Source organism: Okeania sp. SIO2C2, from assembly GCF_010692625.1.
Taxonomy (GTDB): Bacteria; Cyanobacteriota; Cyanobacteriia; order Cyanobacteriales; family Microcoleaceae; genus Okeania; species Okeania hirsuta.
Window position 1 is genome coordinate 16858 of the sequence record NZ_JAAHGM010000013.1, and the last position, 17342, is coordinate 34199.

The 17342-nt window shown below is 34.7% G+C and carries 11 protein-coding genes and 1 pseudogene; 6 read left to right on the forward strand and 6 right to left on the reverse strand.

The features are described 5' to 3' along the window. The first annotated feature begins 527 nt into the window (after positions 1-527). Positions 528-2309: an ABC transporter substrate-binding protein gene (locus F6K18_RS13140; RefSeq protein WP_287521378.1), complete on the forward strand. Its 1782-nt coding sequence runs from the start codon at positions 528-530 to the stop codon at positions 2307-2309. A 446-nt stretch (positions 2310-2755) separates the two neighbouring features. Here the strand turns inward: F6K18_RS13140 and F6K18_RS13145 are convergent, their stop codons facing one another. Beyond that, positions 2756-3193: a helix-turn-helix domain-containing protein gene (locus tag F6K18_RS13145; RefSeq protein WP_124144036.1), complete on the reverse strand. Its 438-nt coding sequence runs from the start codon at positions 3191-3193 to the stop codon at positions 2756-2758. A 1821-nt stretch (positions 3194-5014) separates the two neighbouring features. On the opposite strand from F6K18_RS13145, the gene F6K18_RS13150 reads away from it, so the two are divergent. Continuing rightward, positions 5015-7711, forward strand: coding sequence for an AAA-like domain-containing protein (locus F6K18_RS13150; RefSeq protein WP_287521381.1), 2697 nt, complete (start codon positions 5015-5017; stop codon positions 7709-7711). A 1205-nt stretch (positions 7712-8916) separates the two neighbouring features. Here F6K18_RS13150 and F6K18_RS13155 read toward each other — a convergent pair. Next, the gene (locus F6K18_RS13155; protein ID WP_287521383.1) at positions 8917-9048 is read right to left on the reverse strand and encodes a hypothetical protein; all 132 of its coding nucleotides are present in this window, start codon (positions 9046-9048) and stop codon (positions 8917-8919) included. A gap of 517 nt (positions 9049-9565) precedes the next feature. Between F6K18_RS13155 and F6K18_RS13160 the strand changes: the two genes are divergently transcribed. The 3 genes from F6K18_RS13160 to fumC all read left to right on the forward strand — a co-directional run bounded on the left by F6K18_RS13160 (position 9566) and on the right by fumC (position 14070). After that, entirely contained in the window at positions 9566-10774 is a 1209-nt protein-coding gene (locus F6K18_RS13160; protein ID WP_287521384.1) for a PleD family two-component system response regulator, read from the forward strand. Positions 10775-11312: 538 nt separating this feature from the next. Continuing rightward, positions 11313-12512 carry a response regulator gene (locus F6K18_RS13165; protein WP_287521386.1) on the forward strand — a complete coding sequence of 400 codons (1200 nt, stop codon included), beginning with the start codon at positions 11313-11315 and terminating at the stop codon, positions 12510-12512. Positions 12513-12660: 148 nt separating this feature from the next. Next, a complete protein-coding gene (fumC, locus tag F6K18_RS13170) occupies positions 12661-14070 on the forward strand; it encodes a class II fumarate hydratase (RefSeq protein WP_287521388.1) in 1410 nt (469 codons plus the stop codon). Between the two features lie 86 nt (positions 14071-14156). Here fumC and F6K18_RS13175 read toward each other — a convergent pair whose 3' ends face one another. The 3 genes from F6K18_RS13175 to F6K18_RS13185 all read right to left on the reverse strand — a co-directional run bounded on the left by F6K18_RS13175 (position 14157) and on the right by F6K18_RS13185 (position 15197). Next, positions 14157-14405 carry a DUF4926 domain-containing protein gene (locus F6K18_RS13175; protein ID WP_287521390.1) on the reverse strand — a complete coding sequence of 83 codons (249 nt, stop codon included), beginning with the start codon at positions 14403-14405 and terminating at the stop codon, positions 14157-14159. An 8-nt stretch (positions 14406-14413) separates the two neighbouring features. Continuing rightward, positions 14414-14740 (reverse strand): DUF6883 domain-containing protein, encoded by a 327-nt coding sequence (locus F6K18_RS13180; RefSeq protein ID WP_287521392.1) that lies wholly within the window; start codon positions 14738-14740, stop codon positions 14414-14416. Positions 14741-14873: 133 nt separating this feature from the next. Beyond that, entirely contained in the window at positions 14874-15197 is a 324-nt protein-coding gene (locus F6K18_RS13185) for a GUN4 domain-containing protein (protein WP_287521557.1), read from the reverse strand. Between the two features lie 22 nt (positions 15198-15219). Between F6K18_RS13185 and F6K18_RS13190 the strand changes: the two are divergent. Next, positions 15220-15480 (forward strand): annotated as a pseudogene (locus tag F6K18_RS13190) (zinc ribbon domain-containing protein); the annotation flags it as partial. A 39-nt stretch (positions 15481-15519) separates the two neighbouring features. On the opposite strand, the gene F6K18_RS13195 reads toward F6K18_RS13190, so the two are convergent. Next, a complete protein-coding gene (locus F6K18_RS13195) occupies positions 15520-17154 on the reverse strand; it encodes an alpha-D-glucose phosphate-specific phosphoglucomutase (RefSeq protein ID WP_287521394.1) in 1635 nt (544 codons plus the stop codon). Positions 17155-17342: the final 188 nt, after the last annotated feature.

Sequence of the window (17342 nt, forward strand, 5' to 3'; positions counted from 1 at the left end):
TTTAAATGGTAAAATATCAAATATCACCCATTTTTCCTACATATTCTTGAAAGTAGGGAGTAGGAAAGTAGAAGATTTATAATATAGCTTCGTAGTTTTGCTTGAGCAACAATACTTATATGAAATACAAAAAATTGTGCTACTTACGAATCTTCCCGTCTCCCTATCAATTTTTGGTAGCAAATATTAATACCAATTACCAAAAATAATGCTATACTTCCGATGAACTTCAGTTATTAAGTAATAATAATCGTTTAGTAATGTTTATAACGATTATCGGCATTAAACCAAGATATCTTATCTCTTTTCACCCTAGTCCCTACTCCCTAGTCCCTACTCCCTACTATAAAGGAGATGTAGCAAGACTTTTGAGATTTGGTATAACGTATTTCATATAAGTATTGTAAGATCTCAAGCCCAACTACAAACAAAAACTAAGAAAGTTAAACAAAATTAATTTTATTATTCCTAAGTTTATGATTTTTCGAGTGCTACATTCTTCAATTGGATTTTTATTATGTTGTTTATTGATTTTAATAAGTGGTTGTCGCCCAATTTTATTAAATTCACAAATTAATAATAATTCAAAATTAGTTTTAGCTCTTCCTAGTGCGCCGCCTACTTTTAACTATCCAATATCTCGTTCTCCTTATGGGATTTTTAAGTTTATTTATGAAGGATTACTATCAGAAAATGGTCTAACTGGAGAGTTACAACCAGCATTAGCAGAATCTTGGGTTTTGTCTGAAGATAAAAGACGAATTATCTTTACATTACGCTCAGGATTAAAATGGTCTGATGGGGAACCTCTCACTGCTGATGATGTTGTCTTTACCTATCAAGATATTTATCTAAATAAAAATATTCCTACTATTTATAGAGACTTTTTAAGAATTGGTAGTAATAGTGCTTTTCCTTCTGTAAAAAAACTCGATCAACAAAGAGTTGAATTTATCTTACCCGAACCATTCGCCCCATTTCTCCGATATGTAGAGCAATTGAAAGTTTTACCAGCTCATGTTTTGCAAGATACTATTTTATCAATTGATCCTGATGGTAAACCTCTATTTTTATCAACCTGGAATACGAACACAGAACCACAAAAAATCATTAGTAATGGCGCATTTAAACTTGCCGGTTACATACCTTCTCAAAGAATTATTTTACAAAAAAATCCCTTTTATTGGCGTTCCGATGCCATGGGTAATTCACTGCCTTATATCGATGAAACTATTATCCAAATCATTCCTTCAACCGATAATCAATTGCTCAGATTTCGTTCTGGGGAACTAGATACTCTACGAGTAAATGCCGAAGCATTTCAATTACTGAAACGAGAAGAAAAACGAGGAAAATATCAGATTTATAATGGTGGTCCTCAAGTTGGCTATCAGTTTGTTGGTTTTAATCTTAATCAAGCTAAAAATTCGGAAGGTAAGCCTTTTTTAAATCCTATTAAGTCTGGTTGGTTTAATAATTTGGCGTTTCGTCAGGCAGTTGCTTATGCTATTGACCGTCAACAGATAAATAATAATATTTATCGAGGTTTAGGAACAATACAACATTCTGCTCTGGGGGTACAAAGTCCTTATTATTTATCTCCAGAAGCAGGATTAAAGGTTTATAATTATAATCTTGAAAAATCCATAAATTTATTGTTAGATGCTGGTTTTCAATATAATAAAGCAAATGAATTATTAGACAAGGATGGTAACCGAGTAGAATTTACAATTTTAGTAAAATCTGAAGAAAAACTCAGAATAGATACAGCAGTTCAAGTCAAAGAAGATTTAAGCAAAATTGGGATTCAAGCTAATTTACAGGTACTCAATTTCAATACTGTTTTAGAAAAGCTATTACTTCGTAGAGATTGGGAATGTTATGTCGGAGCTTTTGGTGTTCCTGGTGCAGATTTTGAGCCAAATTTACTCTCTTTATTTTGGTTAAGTACAGGTTCATTTCATCAATTTAATCTTGGTGCTAAACCTGGGGAAACACCAATGCAAAATTGGCAAGTTTCTAATTGGGAGCAAGAAATTGACCGTTTATTTACTGCTGGATATCAGACGGTAGATGAGAATGAACGTCGAGAAATTTATGGTCAGTTTCAGCAAATTGTTGCGGAACAGTTGCCTATATTTTTTTTAGTAAATCCTCTTTCGTTGCAAGCAGTTCGCGATCGTATAGAGAATTTAAAATTCTCTGCTATTGGTGGAGCTTTTTGGAATATTGATGAATTGAAAGTTGCTGATGAAGGAGTCAGGAGTCAGGAGTCAGGAGTCAGGAGGGAAGAAGAAGGAAGAGGATAAGAAAGTTTTTCCTGAACGCTATTAAACAGACATTATATAGAACCCCTGATCGTATCTTCATAAATTTAGCAAGGAGTCAGGAGACAGGAGACAGGAGACAGGAGGTAAGAGGGAAGATGTGGGGAGAAATAATACAAAAAGCAAGGAGTCAGGAGGTAAGAGGGAAGATGTGGGGAGAAATAATACAAAAAATTCAACACTCCTTCAGATGATTTTTCCTCAAAATTGATGCGCGAAAAGAAAGGAATATCCAAAATTTATGCTCCGTTTCCAGTGTTCTATCTTGAATTTACACCTATGATCTAGCACCTAAGAACCGCTATTAAACGGACATGAAATAACGCACTATCTATATAGTAATGTGTGACGGCATCATTAATTGAGCTGTCACACGCCACTACTATGTAATAGAGTAAAAAGATTAAACGTTGGTGTATTCAGGAAATTTAAGAATTGGAACTACATCGTTTCATATATTCCCATCCACGTTGGGGAGAAACGCGATCGCGTCCAATAGTCTTCGCAATCCATTCTGCCACTTTCGGTCCAGTCCAGGTTTCTTGGTCTGTGGGTGGATTTTTGAGTGCTATGCGTAATTGTTCTTGTTGTTCTAGTGTCAGTAAAGCATGAGAAGGATAAAATTTCCTGGTTTTCCGTCGATTCAAAATGGCATTTGGTCCTTGTTGATTGTAATTTTTTACTATATCTTTAGCATAATCATAGTTAAGACCCAAAGCTTTAGCTGCTTCTTTAATCGTCCACTTTTGAGACACCAACCACAAAAGGTGCCAGCGTCGAGATTCTACTCTATCTCTAGTTTGGAGATAACGTGTTTTGATTTCTATTTCACTCAGGTGAGATTTTAGATAGGCTTTTTTAGGCATCTTTTTCTACTTTATCAGGGAGTAATAAGTGTTAGTAGCTCGACTCTGGGAAGCAATAGAACTCTGTTCTGCTCAACGCAATTGCTATCCCAGAAATAGATGACCCTGTAAAGTTTAAATCGACCGTTACAACTTGAGATGATTTCTTAGTTAAGGTAGTAAACCTTTTTGAGCAGTTTAACCGTAATTTTGAATTTACGGACTAACACTTAATGTTAGAAATATCTGTTAATTTTATTAACTTTGCAGTTGCATTGTTTACGGTTTAGTTACTTATCTACATATACTATATCATTTTATAATATCTGTGTAAATATATAAAAGACTTAATTCAGATAATTTTTTAACTTCACGAAATCTTTACTTTTTTTATGAAAATCTTTACAAAATCTTGATAATATTCAACTCAAATTATGATTAAAATATAATTTTAAGCATTTGATATGCAAATTTAGTTGAGTATATAAAATCTGATCCCTGTTGAGAATATGGATCGATTACGCTAGTTTTATGAAGTAATTTTATCTGCTGGAAGTAGCGGTTAGTGAGTAATTAATTTTCTGTCTTGTTCTTCTAATTCTGAAGTTATTTTTCAATTACTACGCAAATTTAAGATAATAACAGCCAGGTATTTTACCAAAACTGATTTGTTATTGGCAGTGCTTCTATTTTATGAATTGCCTATTGTTATATTCTGTCTCTACCTAAAATTTTCAATTTACTTAATAAAGGAAGAAGGCTTTAGTTATCTAGAACAGAAGACTTAAAAGTCCGAAAAAACTTAATTAAATTTTCTGTAGATATTCACGCTTGGGTTTACACAAACGATAAAGTGTGGACATGATATAAAGAGTGTGGGGAGGGTGAGGAAATGGAGATATCGAGAAAAATTTGGCAATGGTGCTCAGATGGAACTTTTTTTGGCGTTGCTTAAATGTAATGATAATTAGACATCTACTCTACCCATAGGGATTAGGGAGTAGGCAGCTTTGCTGTAGGGAACCCACCCCTCGCCCCTCCCCCTCCCTAGAGGGGAAAGAATTGATAATTTCTTTGGGATATAGATATTGATTTTTGATTCTTGGAGATGTCTATTAGCTGAAGGTAAAATTGAAAAACTGATGTTTTGCACCCAAAGTTAATCTCAAAATCATTACCACTCAGCAACGCCCTTTTTTTTACCGAAATCAGCAGATTTGATATTAGAGAAAGCTCTGCGAAGCACAAAACGGCGATTAGTTTGCACGCAACTATCGTTAACGATACGGGCAACAGAGAATAGAAAACAAGAAAAAGAACTCTACCTCAGCAATTTGAGAAACGCTATATCTATATATTCAGGACTTACGCATGAGTTACGAAAAACTAGGACTTGAGATTGCTATCTGTTCTGGACTGCTACGCAAACCCTGTCGGTCGCAATGACGAAAATACGTTTTACTGCGTAAGTCCTAATTAATATTGATAAAATAGTGTTTTTATCATCTTTCTCTTTTCCCTTTTTCCTTGCTCCTTCTTAGTTTTTCAAGTTTAAAATATCATCATTATATTTTTTTCGGAGATATCTAATCTAATAAACATTTCTAACTTCTTTGCCTTCTCCAAATATTAAATTACAGCAGATTTCCATGTAAATGTGGCACAGTAGTTCAGAGTCCAAATAATGAAAGCTTATTGAATAAAATACTCAGGATGGAAAAAACTATATTCTTTCCTAACTCCTACTCTGTACAGACGTTGCATGCAACTTCATAAACCACCGAATACGCTGTAATTTTGCACAACTGCTTATAGCTTTCCTCAATCTAACCAAGAAAAGTTATGACTGTTAACTTAGTTAATAAATACATTCTTGCCATGAATAACTCAACACAAAAATCCTATTATCAAGTCGGTGGTTGTCTCCCCAGAAATTCACCCAACTACGTCAAGCGACAAGCAGATGAAGACCTATATAAAAATCTAAAAATAAGTGAGTTTTGTTATGTTCTCAACTCTCGTCAAATGGGAAAATCTAGCTTGCAAGTTAGAACGATTAAAAGATTACAACAAGAAGGTATTTCTTGTGTGGCAATAGATATTTCAGAAATAGGTAATCGGGGGGTTACTCCTGAACAGTGGTACGCAGGTATTCTTCGCATCTTAGAAAATAATTTTAACCTCTCAGAATATGTCAATATTCGTACCTGGTGGCGAGAACGAAATTATCTCGCACCCGTACAACGATTAAGTGAATTTATTGAAACGATATTACTCACAAAAATCCAGAACAATATTGTGATTTTTATTGATGAAATTGATAGTATTCTAGCTCTAGATTTTCCAGTAGATGATTTTTTTGTATTTATTCGTTCCTGTTACAATAAACGTGCCAATAATCAAGAATATAATCGCTTAACTTTTGCTTTGTTAGGAGTTAGTACACCTCAAGATTTATGTCAAGACCTAAATAGTACACCTTTTAATATTGGTAGAGCTATTGAGTTAACTGGTTTTAAGTTTGATGAAGCCTTATCTTTGGTGGATGGATTAGTTGAAATTTGTCAGCAACCAGAGGAAGTTTTAAAAGAGATTTTATCGTGGACGAATGGACAACCATTTTTAACTCAAAAAGTGTGTAAAATTATTATTGAAAATGGGGTTTTCATTGTTAATCATAAAATAGAATTAGAGGAGATGATTAAATCTAAAATTATTCATAATTGGGAAGCAAAAGATATACCAGAACATTTGAAAACTATTCGCGATCGCCTTTTCAGAAAAGATCAAATAATAGTTAGAAGATTAGGGTTATATAAGCAAATTTTACAGAATGATTTGGCTGGAATAGTTGCCGATGATAGTCCTGAACAAATGGAACTTAGGTTATCTGGATTGGTAGTTAGAAGAGATAATAAATTAACTGTGGCGAATCCGATATATGCTAGAGTTTTTCACGAGGAAATGATTAATGAAGAGTTAGAAAAACTACCTCCTTATTCTACAAAAATTAAAGCATGGCTTCATTCAAACTGTGAAGATAAATCATATTTATTGCAAGGGGAAGACTTACAATCTGCTTTAGTTTGGGCAGCAGGAAAAAGTTTGAGAAATCAAGATTTTCAGTTTTTAACTACTAGCCAAAGATTAGTATTAGATGCTCAAATAGAAGCTTTAGAATCAACAAAAATAGAAACTAAAAAAGCTCAGGCAGAAGTGGCAAAAGCACAACAAAAAGCTAAACGTTGGATTTCCATAGGTTCTGCTATCCTTGGCACATCTTTAGTTTTATCAATAGGTTTTTCTCTATTAGCTTATCAAAGATTTAGATTAGCACAATCTAGTCGAGAAATTGAACAAACTGGCACTGATGCTTTGTTATTAGCAATGTTCAAAAAATCAACAACAAATCAAGCATTGCTTGAAGCTTTACCCAAGGCGATATCTGCGGGACAAAGATTAAAAGATTTGGTTAATAACAATATTCCTCTAGCGGAATATCCTGCGACTCGACCAATATTAGCACTACAAATGATTCTCGATAAACTTGACGAACAAAAACAATTTGAAGACAGTTTTCTTCAGAAAAGAAAGATTATTTTGCAAGGTCATCAAGGTGCTGTTACGAGTGTTAAATTTAGACCGAATCAAGATATTTTAGCTTCAGCAGGAATAGATGGAAAAGTAATTATTTGGAATTTTGAGGGCGAAAAAATTACAGAATGGCAAACGGAGCAAAAATCAGTTAATAGTCTAATTTTTCATCCGAATGGTAAATATTTAGCAACTGCTGGTAGTGATGGTACTGTAAAAATATGGAATTTATTAGGGGAAAAATTATATGTATTAGAGATATCTCAAACTGAAGTTAATAGTATTAGTTTTAGTGTTGATGGTAAGTATTTAGCCACTTCTGGTATAGATATTCCTGTTAAGATTTGGAATGTATCATCGCCACCCATAAATATATTATCTGATTCAATTTTGAATGATAATGGTTTAATTAGAGCTGTTAATTTTAGTCCTAATGGAAACTTTCTAGCAACATTAGATGGAAAGTCTACAATTAGATTATGGAATATATCTGAAAATCAGTTCAAAACTCTAGATGTGCAAGCTATTAGTATGAATTTTAGCATTTCTCAACCCCAGCTTTTACTAACAGCAACATCAAATGGAGTAGTTGAATTGTGGCAGATTTCTACAGGAAAATTAATGAACAATTTTCAAAGTTTACATCTGGATACTAAGTTAGTTAGTTTTAGTCCTAATGGAGAGTTAATAGCTACTGTTGGAATTGATAGTATTGTGCGATTTTGGAATTTATCAGGACGGCAGATTAGTCAATTTGAATTTATGGAGAATGTAATTAGTATTAGTTTTAGTTCGGATAGTAAAAAAATTGCTGTTGCTGGTAGTAATGGCAAGGTTTGGCTCAGGTCTGTGGAAGATTTAGATGAACTTTTAAGTAAAAGTTGTAGTTTTTTAGTAGGAAAACCTAACTATTTTATGAGAGTAGTAGAATTTTGTCAGAGCTAAAATAAAATACTAATACTAATGTCGGCAATAGAAATTACAAACTATTATTGCGGCTAGCTGTTGATATAGAAATCACATAAATTGTGGATTTACTTCTATGATAAAGAAGAAAAAATAGTCGAAAATGAACTATGGAATTCATTAAGCTGGTCAGCATTCAAATGATCTATTCTAGAAACAGGAATAAAGAAGTAAAAAAAGTTAAGAAAAGAATGGGAAAGATGGATAGCTAATAGATTAGTAACTTACTCTGAAGACAAGACTGGAATAAAGTTAAGTTGTTCACAACTTATATGAAATATGGTTATACAGTTATCGCACTCTATACTTCCACTCAATACAGACATAAAATACCTAAATACCCCTAGAGAATTTCCACTCTCATCCTTCCTTTATCCTGATTCCTGACTCCTCAGTATATAAGATAAATAATTACTAAAATACTATATGATACTATTCTTAAATCACCATACGAATAGCTAAAATTACGTTATATTGAGTAAATTAGTGATGAATTTGAATCTGTAAAGCATATTTATTTTGCTGACAAACTACATAATGCAATAAATTTATTAGCTGCATTACCTCAAGAACAGTAAATAGTATGGATACTGTTTTAGAACTGATTTGTAAACTGATCTGAAATCCCTTTCTAGCATGGGTTTTTCAAAAGTTATGCCCTTGGGGCTTAGATAGTGTCAAACCCTTACAATGTAAAGTATTTACCCTCTTAATATTTACTTTATAAATCAGATCTAATGGGAGTAAATAAAAAACTCTTTGCTTCGATCATTCTTTACTATCTTATTGTCGAGATAATAATTATTAGACATCTCCAGAAGAGAGGGAGTAGGCAGTAGGGAGAAATAATTGATATATCTAGTGTGAAAATTGATTTGATTTTTGATTTTTACCAGATGTCTATTTATCTTAAGCAGGAGTTTGTTATACCAAGCGTGAAAAAAGAATGTTACGAATAGTAAGAGGAATAAAAAAACACGTGCAGGATATTCCCTTTGACAAAGCGGTCGTTAGTGTAGCTTCCCGTAGGGTGGGATGGCGTTAGCGGAGCGGGTCTGTAAGAACGGGTCTCCTCGCCATATCCAATCGACCAAGAGAGCGGTGCGACCCCGCGACGACGCCAGTCGCACCTGGTAGCGCATCAAGAGAAAAGAATGATTTCCGACCTGAAAATGGTATTGAAGCTATTCCCGTGTGACTCGGTCCTCCTGACTTCCCCTCCTGGTTCCCCTCCTGGGAGGGGCAGGGGTGGGTTGACTCCTAAGAAATATCCTAGCTATTTGTAGCAAATATTTATCAAATTGGTATACAATCAACCAAGTTTGAGATGAGATACAATTAAATCAATGTCGAAAATATAAAATATTACAGGGAATAGGGAACAGTAGGAAAAATATTTCCCTGTCTAAAGATCTTGATCAATCTATGTCCTAACCTATCTGTCTACTGCTATACCTACAATCTAATATTATGAATCTGCTGAAAAAAATAATTCAAAAATAATCCGAATGGCGGATGTATAATCGGTAGAGAATGTGGTTAATAATAAATATTGTTAGTAAATATTGAATTGGTTAGTATATCGAGTGATGATGAATTGAATACAAGAAAACCTGTTCCCCACTGTTAAGTGTTTCCTGCTACAAACAAGTAAATCAAAAAGTTTCTGAGAAAACCCTGATATTTCAGTACAATTATTAAAAAAACTCAGTATAACAAGCGATGACATAATAAAGGAAATATGAAACAATAAAAACCATGTCTATATCATGCTGCTCTAGTGCTTAATACTGCAAAATTAAATATTACGATGATTTGAAAGGTTCAATAATTATGTCAGCACCCACTATTGGTTATATTAAGCTAGCAAATACCCTGAGTATAGTCAGCAAAAAGCAAGTTACCGGAAAGTTGAGCGTCGCTTATGGCAATCAAGAATGGCAACTTTATTTCCTATTTGGTCATCTTTTATATGCAAGTGGTGGGTTATACCCTACCAGACGTTGGTATAGAGCTGTCAAGAAACATTGTCCTAACTTTAAATTTGAACTTAATCAGTTAACAAATGTTCAACTATGGGAATATAAATTGTTGCAAATAGCTATTAGTGATAATCAAATAACTTTAAGTGAAGCTAAGGCAATTTTGCGTACTATTACTGAAGAAGTTTTCTTTGCTATTATTAGTCAAGCAGGTTTAACAAGAAGATGGCATCCACAGAAACATTCCACTTCTCAAAAAACTTTAAATTTACTGTTATCAAGGCGAGAAATTAAAGAAGTTCTTGCTTCAGCAAAAATACTTTTAAAATCTTTACAAGATGAAGGTTTATTGCACATTAATCCCGAACTTGTGCCAATTATTAAAAATAGAAATAAGTTATTAAATCAAGAAAAATCAGAGTCTGTTTTGAAGCTCGATAAGTTACTCAATGGTAAACGAACAATTTGGGATATTACATTAGAAATGAAAATGTCATTAGAGGTAATTACCCATAGTTTATATAGCTTTGAAAAACTAGGCTTAATTAATTTTCTGAAGGTAGAAGATTGGCTTCCACCTTCAGAAAAATTTCACTTACCAGCGATAGAAAAGAGTGTTGATAAAGTCAAAATTGCTTGTATTGATGATAGTTATAGTACTGGTTTCTTACTGGATAAAATTCTCAAGCCACTGGGATATGAAATTTTGCATATTCAAAATCCAATTAAAGGATTAGCTCTTTTGGAAGAATGTAAACCTGATTTAATTTTTTTGGATTTAATTATGCCTAAAGTTAGTGGCTATACAATATGTAAATTTTTACGAAAAACTACTACCTTTCAAGATATACCAATTGTATTTTTTTCAACTCAAGATAGTATTATCGACCGGACTAGAGCTAGAATTGTAGGTGCTAATGATTACCTGTATAAATCTTACGATCCAGAAAAAATTGTAGAAGTTTTGGAAAAGTATGTCAATCCTAAACATTCTACAAATGATTTGAAAAGCACTTTGGGGCAAACATATGATTTGACTTTTATGGCTGTAGGAAGCTAACACTAAATTGCGATCAATTATAAGTTAATTATTCATTAATGATAATTTTGATACACAATTTTGCACTTGTCAAATCTAGTGTTTCTATATAAACCACATCACGACTAGCCGCCTAATCTTTTTGTTATATCTCGTAAAATATATTAAAAAAGTAATCTTAATAAAATCATTAAATCAACATTATTAAAAAGTATTTCCTGATGGAATGCTCCGCAAACAGCGAGAGAGCGTTTAGTATTCAGCTTTTTAGAATGGGATTTCAACTCCTCATAAAATTAAACAACAAGCTAGAAGTCGGGGATTTTAACCCAAGCTTTTAGATGTCTTTTTTATATGGACTATCCCCGCTGACTGCTAGTAACTGATAGCTTACACCTAGTTAATCTATATGTTTATAGTAAAATTTTCAGAAAAATTAATTTTTTAATAATTAATCGTGGATAAAATACTCCGTAGAGGGTTAAACCCTATAGAAAAAGTTTGATTGTATGATTAAACTAGAGATAAAATTAGATAGCAAATATAAAATAGAATAATTATGTTAATAACTAATATCAGGTGTAACAAAGTATGGAAAGTTTTGGCCGCACTTAGTCACAAGCAAGCAACAGGTAAACTAATATTAGACAATGGCGAACAAAAATGGCAGATTTACTTTTGTCGAGGACAAATGTTATATGCTACAGGGGGATTACATCAAACTAGACGTTGGTACAGAACAATTAGTCAACATTGTCAGCATCTAAAATTTAACGCTAATTTACTATCTACTGAAGAATTATGGGAATATAAGCTTCTTCAGCAAGGTCTTACTAAAGAACAAATAACTATAAAACAAGGTAAAGCAATTATCCGTAGTAGCAGCTATGAAATTTTCTTTGCTTTAGCAGGTCAGTCAATTTTAAATCTCAACTGGCAATCCGATGGGGAATTAACATCAGAAATTTGTTCCAACTTAGCATTATCTCCATTAGAATTAAAGCAAGTTATAGAGGCAGCACAAAAACTTTGGGAACGCTGGCAAAAAATAGGTATTAATGATATTTTCCCAGAACAAGCTCCGGTAGTTAAACAATCTATAAAATTACAAAGTCGTCTCAGTGAAGAATCTATACAGGTTCTTACTAATAAATTTAATGGTGAAAATACCTTGTGGGATATTACAGCTAAAAAAAGGCAATGTTTAACCTTAACAACTCGTACTATATATCATTTTTTAAAACAAGGTGTAATAGAAGTTCGAGCTATACCAGATTTACCTTCTCCATGGGAACAATTACACCTAGCTTACTGTTCAACAAATCGTTATAGACCTCTGATAGCTTGTATAGATTCTACACCAACAACAGGTAAATTTTTAGAGCAAATTTTGATGCCTAAAGGTTATAAAATTGAGAAAATTACTGACCCAATGCAAGGGGTAGGATTAATGGCTAAAAAAAATCCTGAATTAATATTTATAGATTTATTTATGCCGGAAGTTGATAGTTATGCACTCTGTAATTTTTTGCGGAAAGCTTCAATTTATAAACAAACTCCTATTATTATTTATACTGGACAGGATAATTATCTAAATCGGGCTAGGGGATTATTAGCAGGAGCAACAGATTTTTTAAGAAAACCAGCAAATGCAAAAAAAATCTTAGACACAGTAGAAAAATATTTAAAGTTAAAAAAACAGAAATATCAAAATAAAAATAACCTTTCGCAATCTTTAGCTTTGGCACCTGAATGCTAAAGAGAATAAAAATAGTATAATCAGATAATTTTATGAGCATAAAATTCTTATAAATTAAAGACAAAAAAATAAAAATTTAACTAAGTCAGTACCATAAAAGATAATGATGTAAGTAAATATAAAGATACACCATATCATCAAAATACTAATGACAGAATTAATGTCGTCTAAAATGCGCATTGAAAGCGATAGCATGGGAAAAATAGAAGTACCAGCAAATCGTTATTGGGGCGCTCAAACTCAGCGATCGCTCATCTACTTCTCTATTGGCCAAGACTACATCCCACCAGAAGTCATCAAAGCATTCGCCATTCTCAAAAAGGCAGTTGCTCAAACCAACCACGAACTCGGCAAACTCCCAGAAGATAAAACAAAATTAATTTCTCAAGCAGCAGAAGAAATAATTGCTGGGAAACTAGATGGTAACTTTCCACTGCGAGTCTGGATGACAGGAAGTGGTACCCAGTGCAATATGAATGTCAACGAAGTCATCTCCAACCGAGCGATCGAAATTGCTGGGGGAGAAATGGGAAGCAAAATACCAATACATCCCAACGACCACGTTAATATGTCGCAGTCATCTAACGATACTTTTCCTACTGCTATGCATATCGCCTCAGCAATAGCATTACAGGAAAAGTTGTTGCCGAAAGTCAAGAAAATGCGCGATGCACTCCAGGAAAAATCAGAAGTATTTTCCGACATTGTGAAAATAGGGCGTACTCATTTGCAAGATGCTGTACCGTTAACATTAGGGCAGGAATTTTCTGGATATGTGGCACAACTCGATGCAAATATACAACACATAACTAATGTTTTGCCAAGTTTGTATGAACTCGCTCTAGGTGGCACCGCAGTGGGAACGGGATTAAATACAGTTAGTGGTTTTGCCGAACTTGCTGCAAAATATATTAGCGAAATAACTGGGTTGCCATTTGTGTCTGCACCTAATAAATTTGCTGCTTTAGCTGCTCACGATCCAATAGTTATGGCGAGTGGTGCTTTGAAAACTTTAGCTTGTTCGCTGCTGAAAATTGCTAATGATATTCGGTGGTTGGGAAGCGGGCCCAGATGTGGGTTTGGAGAGTTGATTTTACCTGCAAATGAACCAGGATCTTCAATTATGCCAGGAAAAGTCAATCCTACTCAGTGTGAGGCAATGACGATGGTAGCAACTCAGGTGTTTGGGTATGATGCAGCGATCGCTTTTGCTGGCGCTCAGGGGAGTTTTGAGTTAAATACTTATAAACCGATGATGATTTTTAATTTAATTCAGTCGATTAATTTGATTGCTGATAGTTGTAATAATTTTACTGATTTTCTATTAGTTGATTTGCAGGCAAATCAGAAAAAAATAGAGTTTTATTTGGAACAGTCTTTGATGTTAGTGACAGCTTTGAGTCCGAAAATTGGGTATGACAAGGCGGCGAAAGTTGCTAAAGTTGCTCATGAGAAAGAGTTGACTTTAAAGGAAGCTTGTTTGGAATTGGGTTATGTTTCTGCGGAGGAATTTGACGAGATTGTAATTCCTAAAAATATGACTCATCCTGGGAATTAGGAAGATTTGTAGGTTGGGTTGAGGAACCCGAAACCCAACAAATATTTTATGTATAGATGTAGACTTTTGTTGGGTTGTGCTGCCGCTTAACCCAACCTACTGGCTAAAGAACGAACGGACAAAATTTCATCTTGTTTTAAAGGTTCAACAGCAGACATAGGAACAATAATCACATTTATAGATTCTCCTATGGCATTAAATACTTCCAATACATAGCCATTTTCTCCTCCTTCTGGGTGAGTTGCTGTATCAATTAACATGGCAATATCACCTTTTTTCAGGTTATATTCTGGGAAGTCTTGAGTTAAAGAAATACGTTGGTATAGTTCAAGCATTGGTAGTTTTATCTTTTAAGTGGTATCAAAGTAATAAATTGAGTTTGATTCTCTGCTTTTCGTTGTAACCAGATGGTAATAACTGCTAGATTTTTATTATTAACTCCAGTCATTGTACCTTCAACTCTGTAAAATGTACCGTATTCATTGCTTCTATCTACTATTGCTTCTGTGGTAAAAACTAATTGCAGAATACTATTTTTGAGTTGTTCAGAATTGTTGATATTAAAACCAGCTTGTAAAAGAAATTTTGATTTGTCATCTTGTTCTCGATATACTAATAAATATTTAGTCAGTTTTTCATCAGGAATAATTACAGGTTGGGGTAGTTTCATTATTTGAGGAGTAGAAACAATAAATTTTTGATATGACTACTGGGGTTATTTAGTTAATTTTGTTCGTAACAATAAACTTTAAATCTCTTACTGATAACTGATAACTGATCACTGACTGAGGCAGCTGAAACGCTTATATGTTACACTCTACAAGTCTCTGCGCGAGAGAAGAGACCAACCCCCACAGGGGTGTCAAGAGATTCCCTAAGTCTTCTGCGCGACAGAAGAGACCCCCAGCAATCCCCCCCCCTCCCCCAAAGGGGTGAGCCCCAACAAAGGGGGTGCAAAAGGGGAGGTATCCCGTGTAATGCGATGATGTGTCTCGTGTCCAATTTAACTCATTGTAGCTCAACCATTTGTCTCCTTTTTTCCATCCTACTTGCTCTCCAAACTTTTCCCATACCTCTCGATTATACTCTTTTGTTCCACCCAAACTCTGATAAATTTTCTTCTGCACAGAAAAGCCTAATTTACCANAAGAGGTTGATAGATTTTTCCCCAGTTCTAAAACTTGCCATATTTGCTTAAACCAAGTAGGAAGTTTACCTCTTGATGTCAGACAGTGGACTTGTGAAAATTGCCAAACAACCCATGACAGGGATATTAATGCTGCAATCAACCTCAGGGACGAGGGACTACAAATTTTGACCTGTGGGACGCGGGACAAAGCCGATCGCCAGACTGTAAGTCGTAGTAATAGAGGACGTAAGAAATCTACTACTACGCTGGTCTCTGGGTAGGAAGCCCGCGCTGTACGCTCGCGTCAGCGTCGGGACAGTTCACGTAATTACAGTAGGTTTTTCCCTGCCTGTCAAATTTTTAATTTGAGCAATTTCGTCTGCTATACCAATCAAAGGAGATAGTGCTGCTTGAGTATCTTCGTCATGTTTGCTAGCATCTGGTTCATAACTTTCCACATATAACCGCAGAGTTGCACCTTGAGTACCTGTACCTGAAAGTCGGAACACAATGCGAGAACCATCAGTGAAACCAATACGAATACCCTGCTTTGCACTTACACTACCATCTACCGGGTCAGTATAGCTAAAATCATCAGCATATTTCACCTCATATTGACCATATTTCTTTCCTGGAAGAGAAGATAATAGGGAACGCAAATTTCCCATCAAAGTATTAGCTTTATCTGTTTCTACCCCTTCATAGTCATGGCGAGAATAATAATTGCGACCGTAAATTTTCCAGTGTTCCTTCACAATATCTTCTACAGACTCTTGCCGTGCTGCTAAAATATTCAACCAGAACAAAACTGCCCAAAGTCCGTCTTTTTCCCGCACATGATTAGACCCTGTACCAAAACTCTCCTCACCACAAAGAGTAGCTTTGTCCGCATCTAACAAATTACCAAAAAACTTCCAACCAGTGGGAGTTTCATAACAGTTAATACCCATTTTCTCTGCAACTCGATCTGGTGCTGCTGAAGTTGGCATCGAACGGGCAATACCTGCCAAACCAGAACTATAACCTGGTACCAACTTAGCATTAGCTGCCAATACTGCCAAACTATCGCTAGGAGTCACAAAGAAATTTTTGCCTAAAATCATATTGCGATCGCCATCCCCATCAGAAGCAGCACCAAAGTCAGGAGCATTATCTCCGAACATGACCTCTACCAAGTCGTGAGCATATACCAAATTCGGGTCTGGATGTCCTCCACCAAAATCTTCCAGAGGTATACCATTTTGCACTGTACCTGCGGGAGCGCCTAACCGTTGCTCAAAAATATCTTTAGCATAACCTCCAGTCACAGCGTGTAATGAGTCCATACACATCCGAAACTTACCAGACTTGAGTAGTTCTGATATTTTGCCAAAATCAAACAATGATTCCATTAACTCAGCATAGTCTGCCACAGAGTCAATAACTTCTACAGTCATTTCCCCTAACTGATGACTGCTCAATTGGTCTAAATTAATATCCGCAGCTTCCATTATTTTGTAGCTATCTATAACTTTACTGCGTTCATAGATGGCACTTGTCACTTTTTCCGGTGCAGGACCACCATTACTAATATTGTACTTAACACCAAAGTCCTCTTCAGGTCCACCCGGGTTATGACTAGCAGAAAGGATTATACCACCAAAGGCTTGATTTTTACGAATAATACAGGAAGCAGCAGGAGTAGAAAGAATTCCACCCTGACCCACTAACATTCGACCCACTCCATTAGCGGCAGCCATTTTCAAAATTATTTGGATCGCCTGACGGTTGTAATAGCGACCATCACCACCAAGCACAAATGTTTGACCTTGAATGTTTTCTAGACTATCAAAGATAGACTGAATAAAGTTTTCTAGATAGTGGGGTTGTTTAAAAGTTGGCACTTTTTTGCGGAGTCCTGAAGTGCCTGGTTTTTGGTCACTAAAAGGTTGTGTTGCAACTGTCTGTATGTTCATGGTTTATAGAAATTGAATTTAGAATTTAGAATTTAGAATTTAGAATTTAGAATTTAGAATTATGTTCTAACTTTTATACCAAATATGGCACTAATGTAGAATTTAGAATTAAATTGATTAATCTCTTCTGACTTCTGACTTCTGAATTCTGAACTCTGTTCTCACTTTTACAACAAATATGGCACGTT

Coding starts and splice junctions, on each gene's coding strand:
- F6K18_RS13145 (WP_124144036.1), bottom strand. CDS start 3,193: ATGCCTAAAAAAGCCTATCTAAAATCTCACCTGAGTGAAATAGAAATC.
- F6K18_RS13150 (WP_287521381.1), top strand. CDS start 5,015: ATGACTGTTAACTTAGTTAATAAATACATTCTTGCCATGAATAACTCA.
- F6K18_RS13160 (WP_287521384.1), top strand. CDS start 9,566: ATGTCAGCACCCACTATTGGTTATATTAAGCTAGCAAATACCCTGAGT.
- F6K18_RS13165 (WP_287521386.1), top strand. CDS start 11,313: ATGTTAATAACTAATATCAGGTGTAACAAAGTATGGAAAGTTTTGGCC.
- fumC (WP_287521388.1), top strand. CDS start 12,661: ATGACAGAATTAATGTCGTCTAAAATGCGCATTGAAAGCGATAGCATG.
- F6K18_RS13175 (WP_287521390.1), bottom strand. CDS start 14,405: ATGCTTGAACTATACCAACGTATTTCTTTAACTCAAGACTTCCCAGAA.
- F6K18_RS13180 (WP_287521392.1), bottom strand. CDS start 14,740: ATGAAACTACCCCAACCTGTAATTATTCCTGATGAAAAACTGACTAAA.
- F6K18_RS13195 (WP_287521394.1), bottom strand. CDS start 17,154: ATGAACATACAGACAGTTGCAACACAACCTTTTAGTGACCAAAAACCA.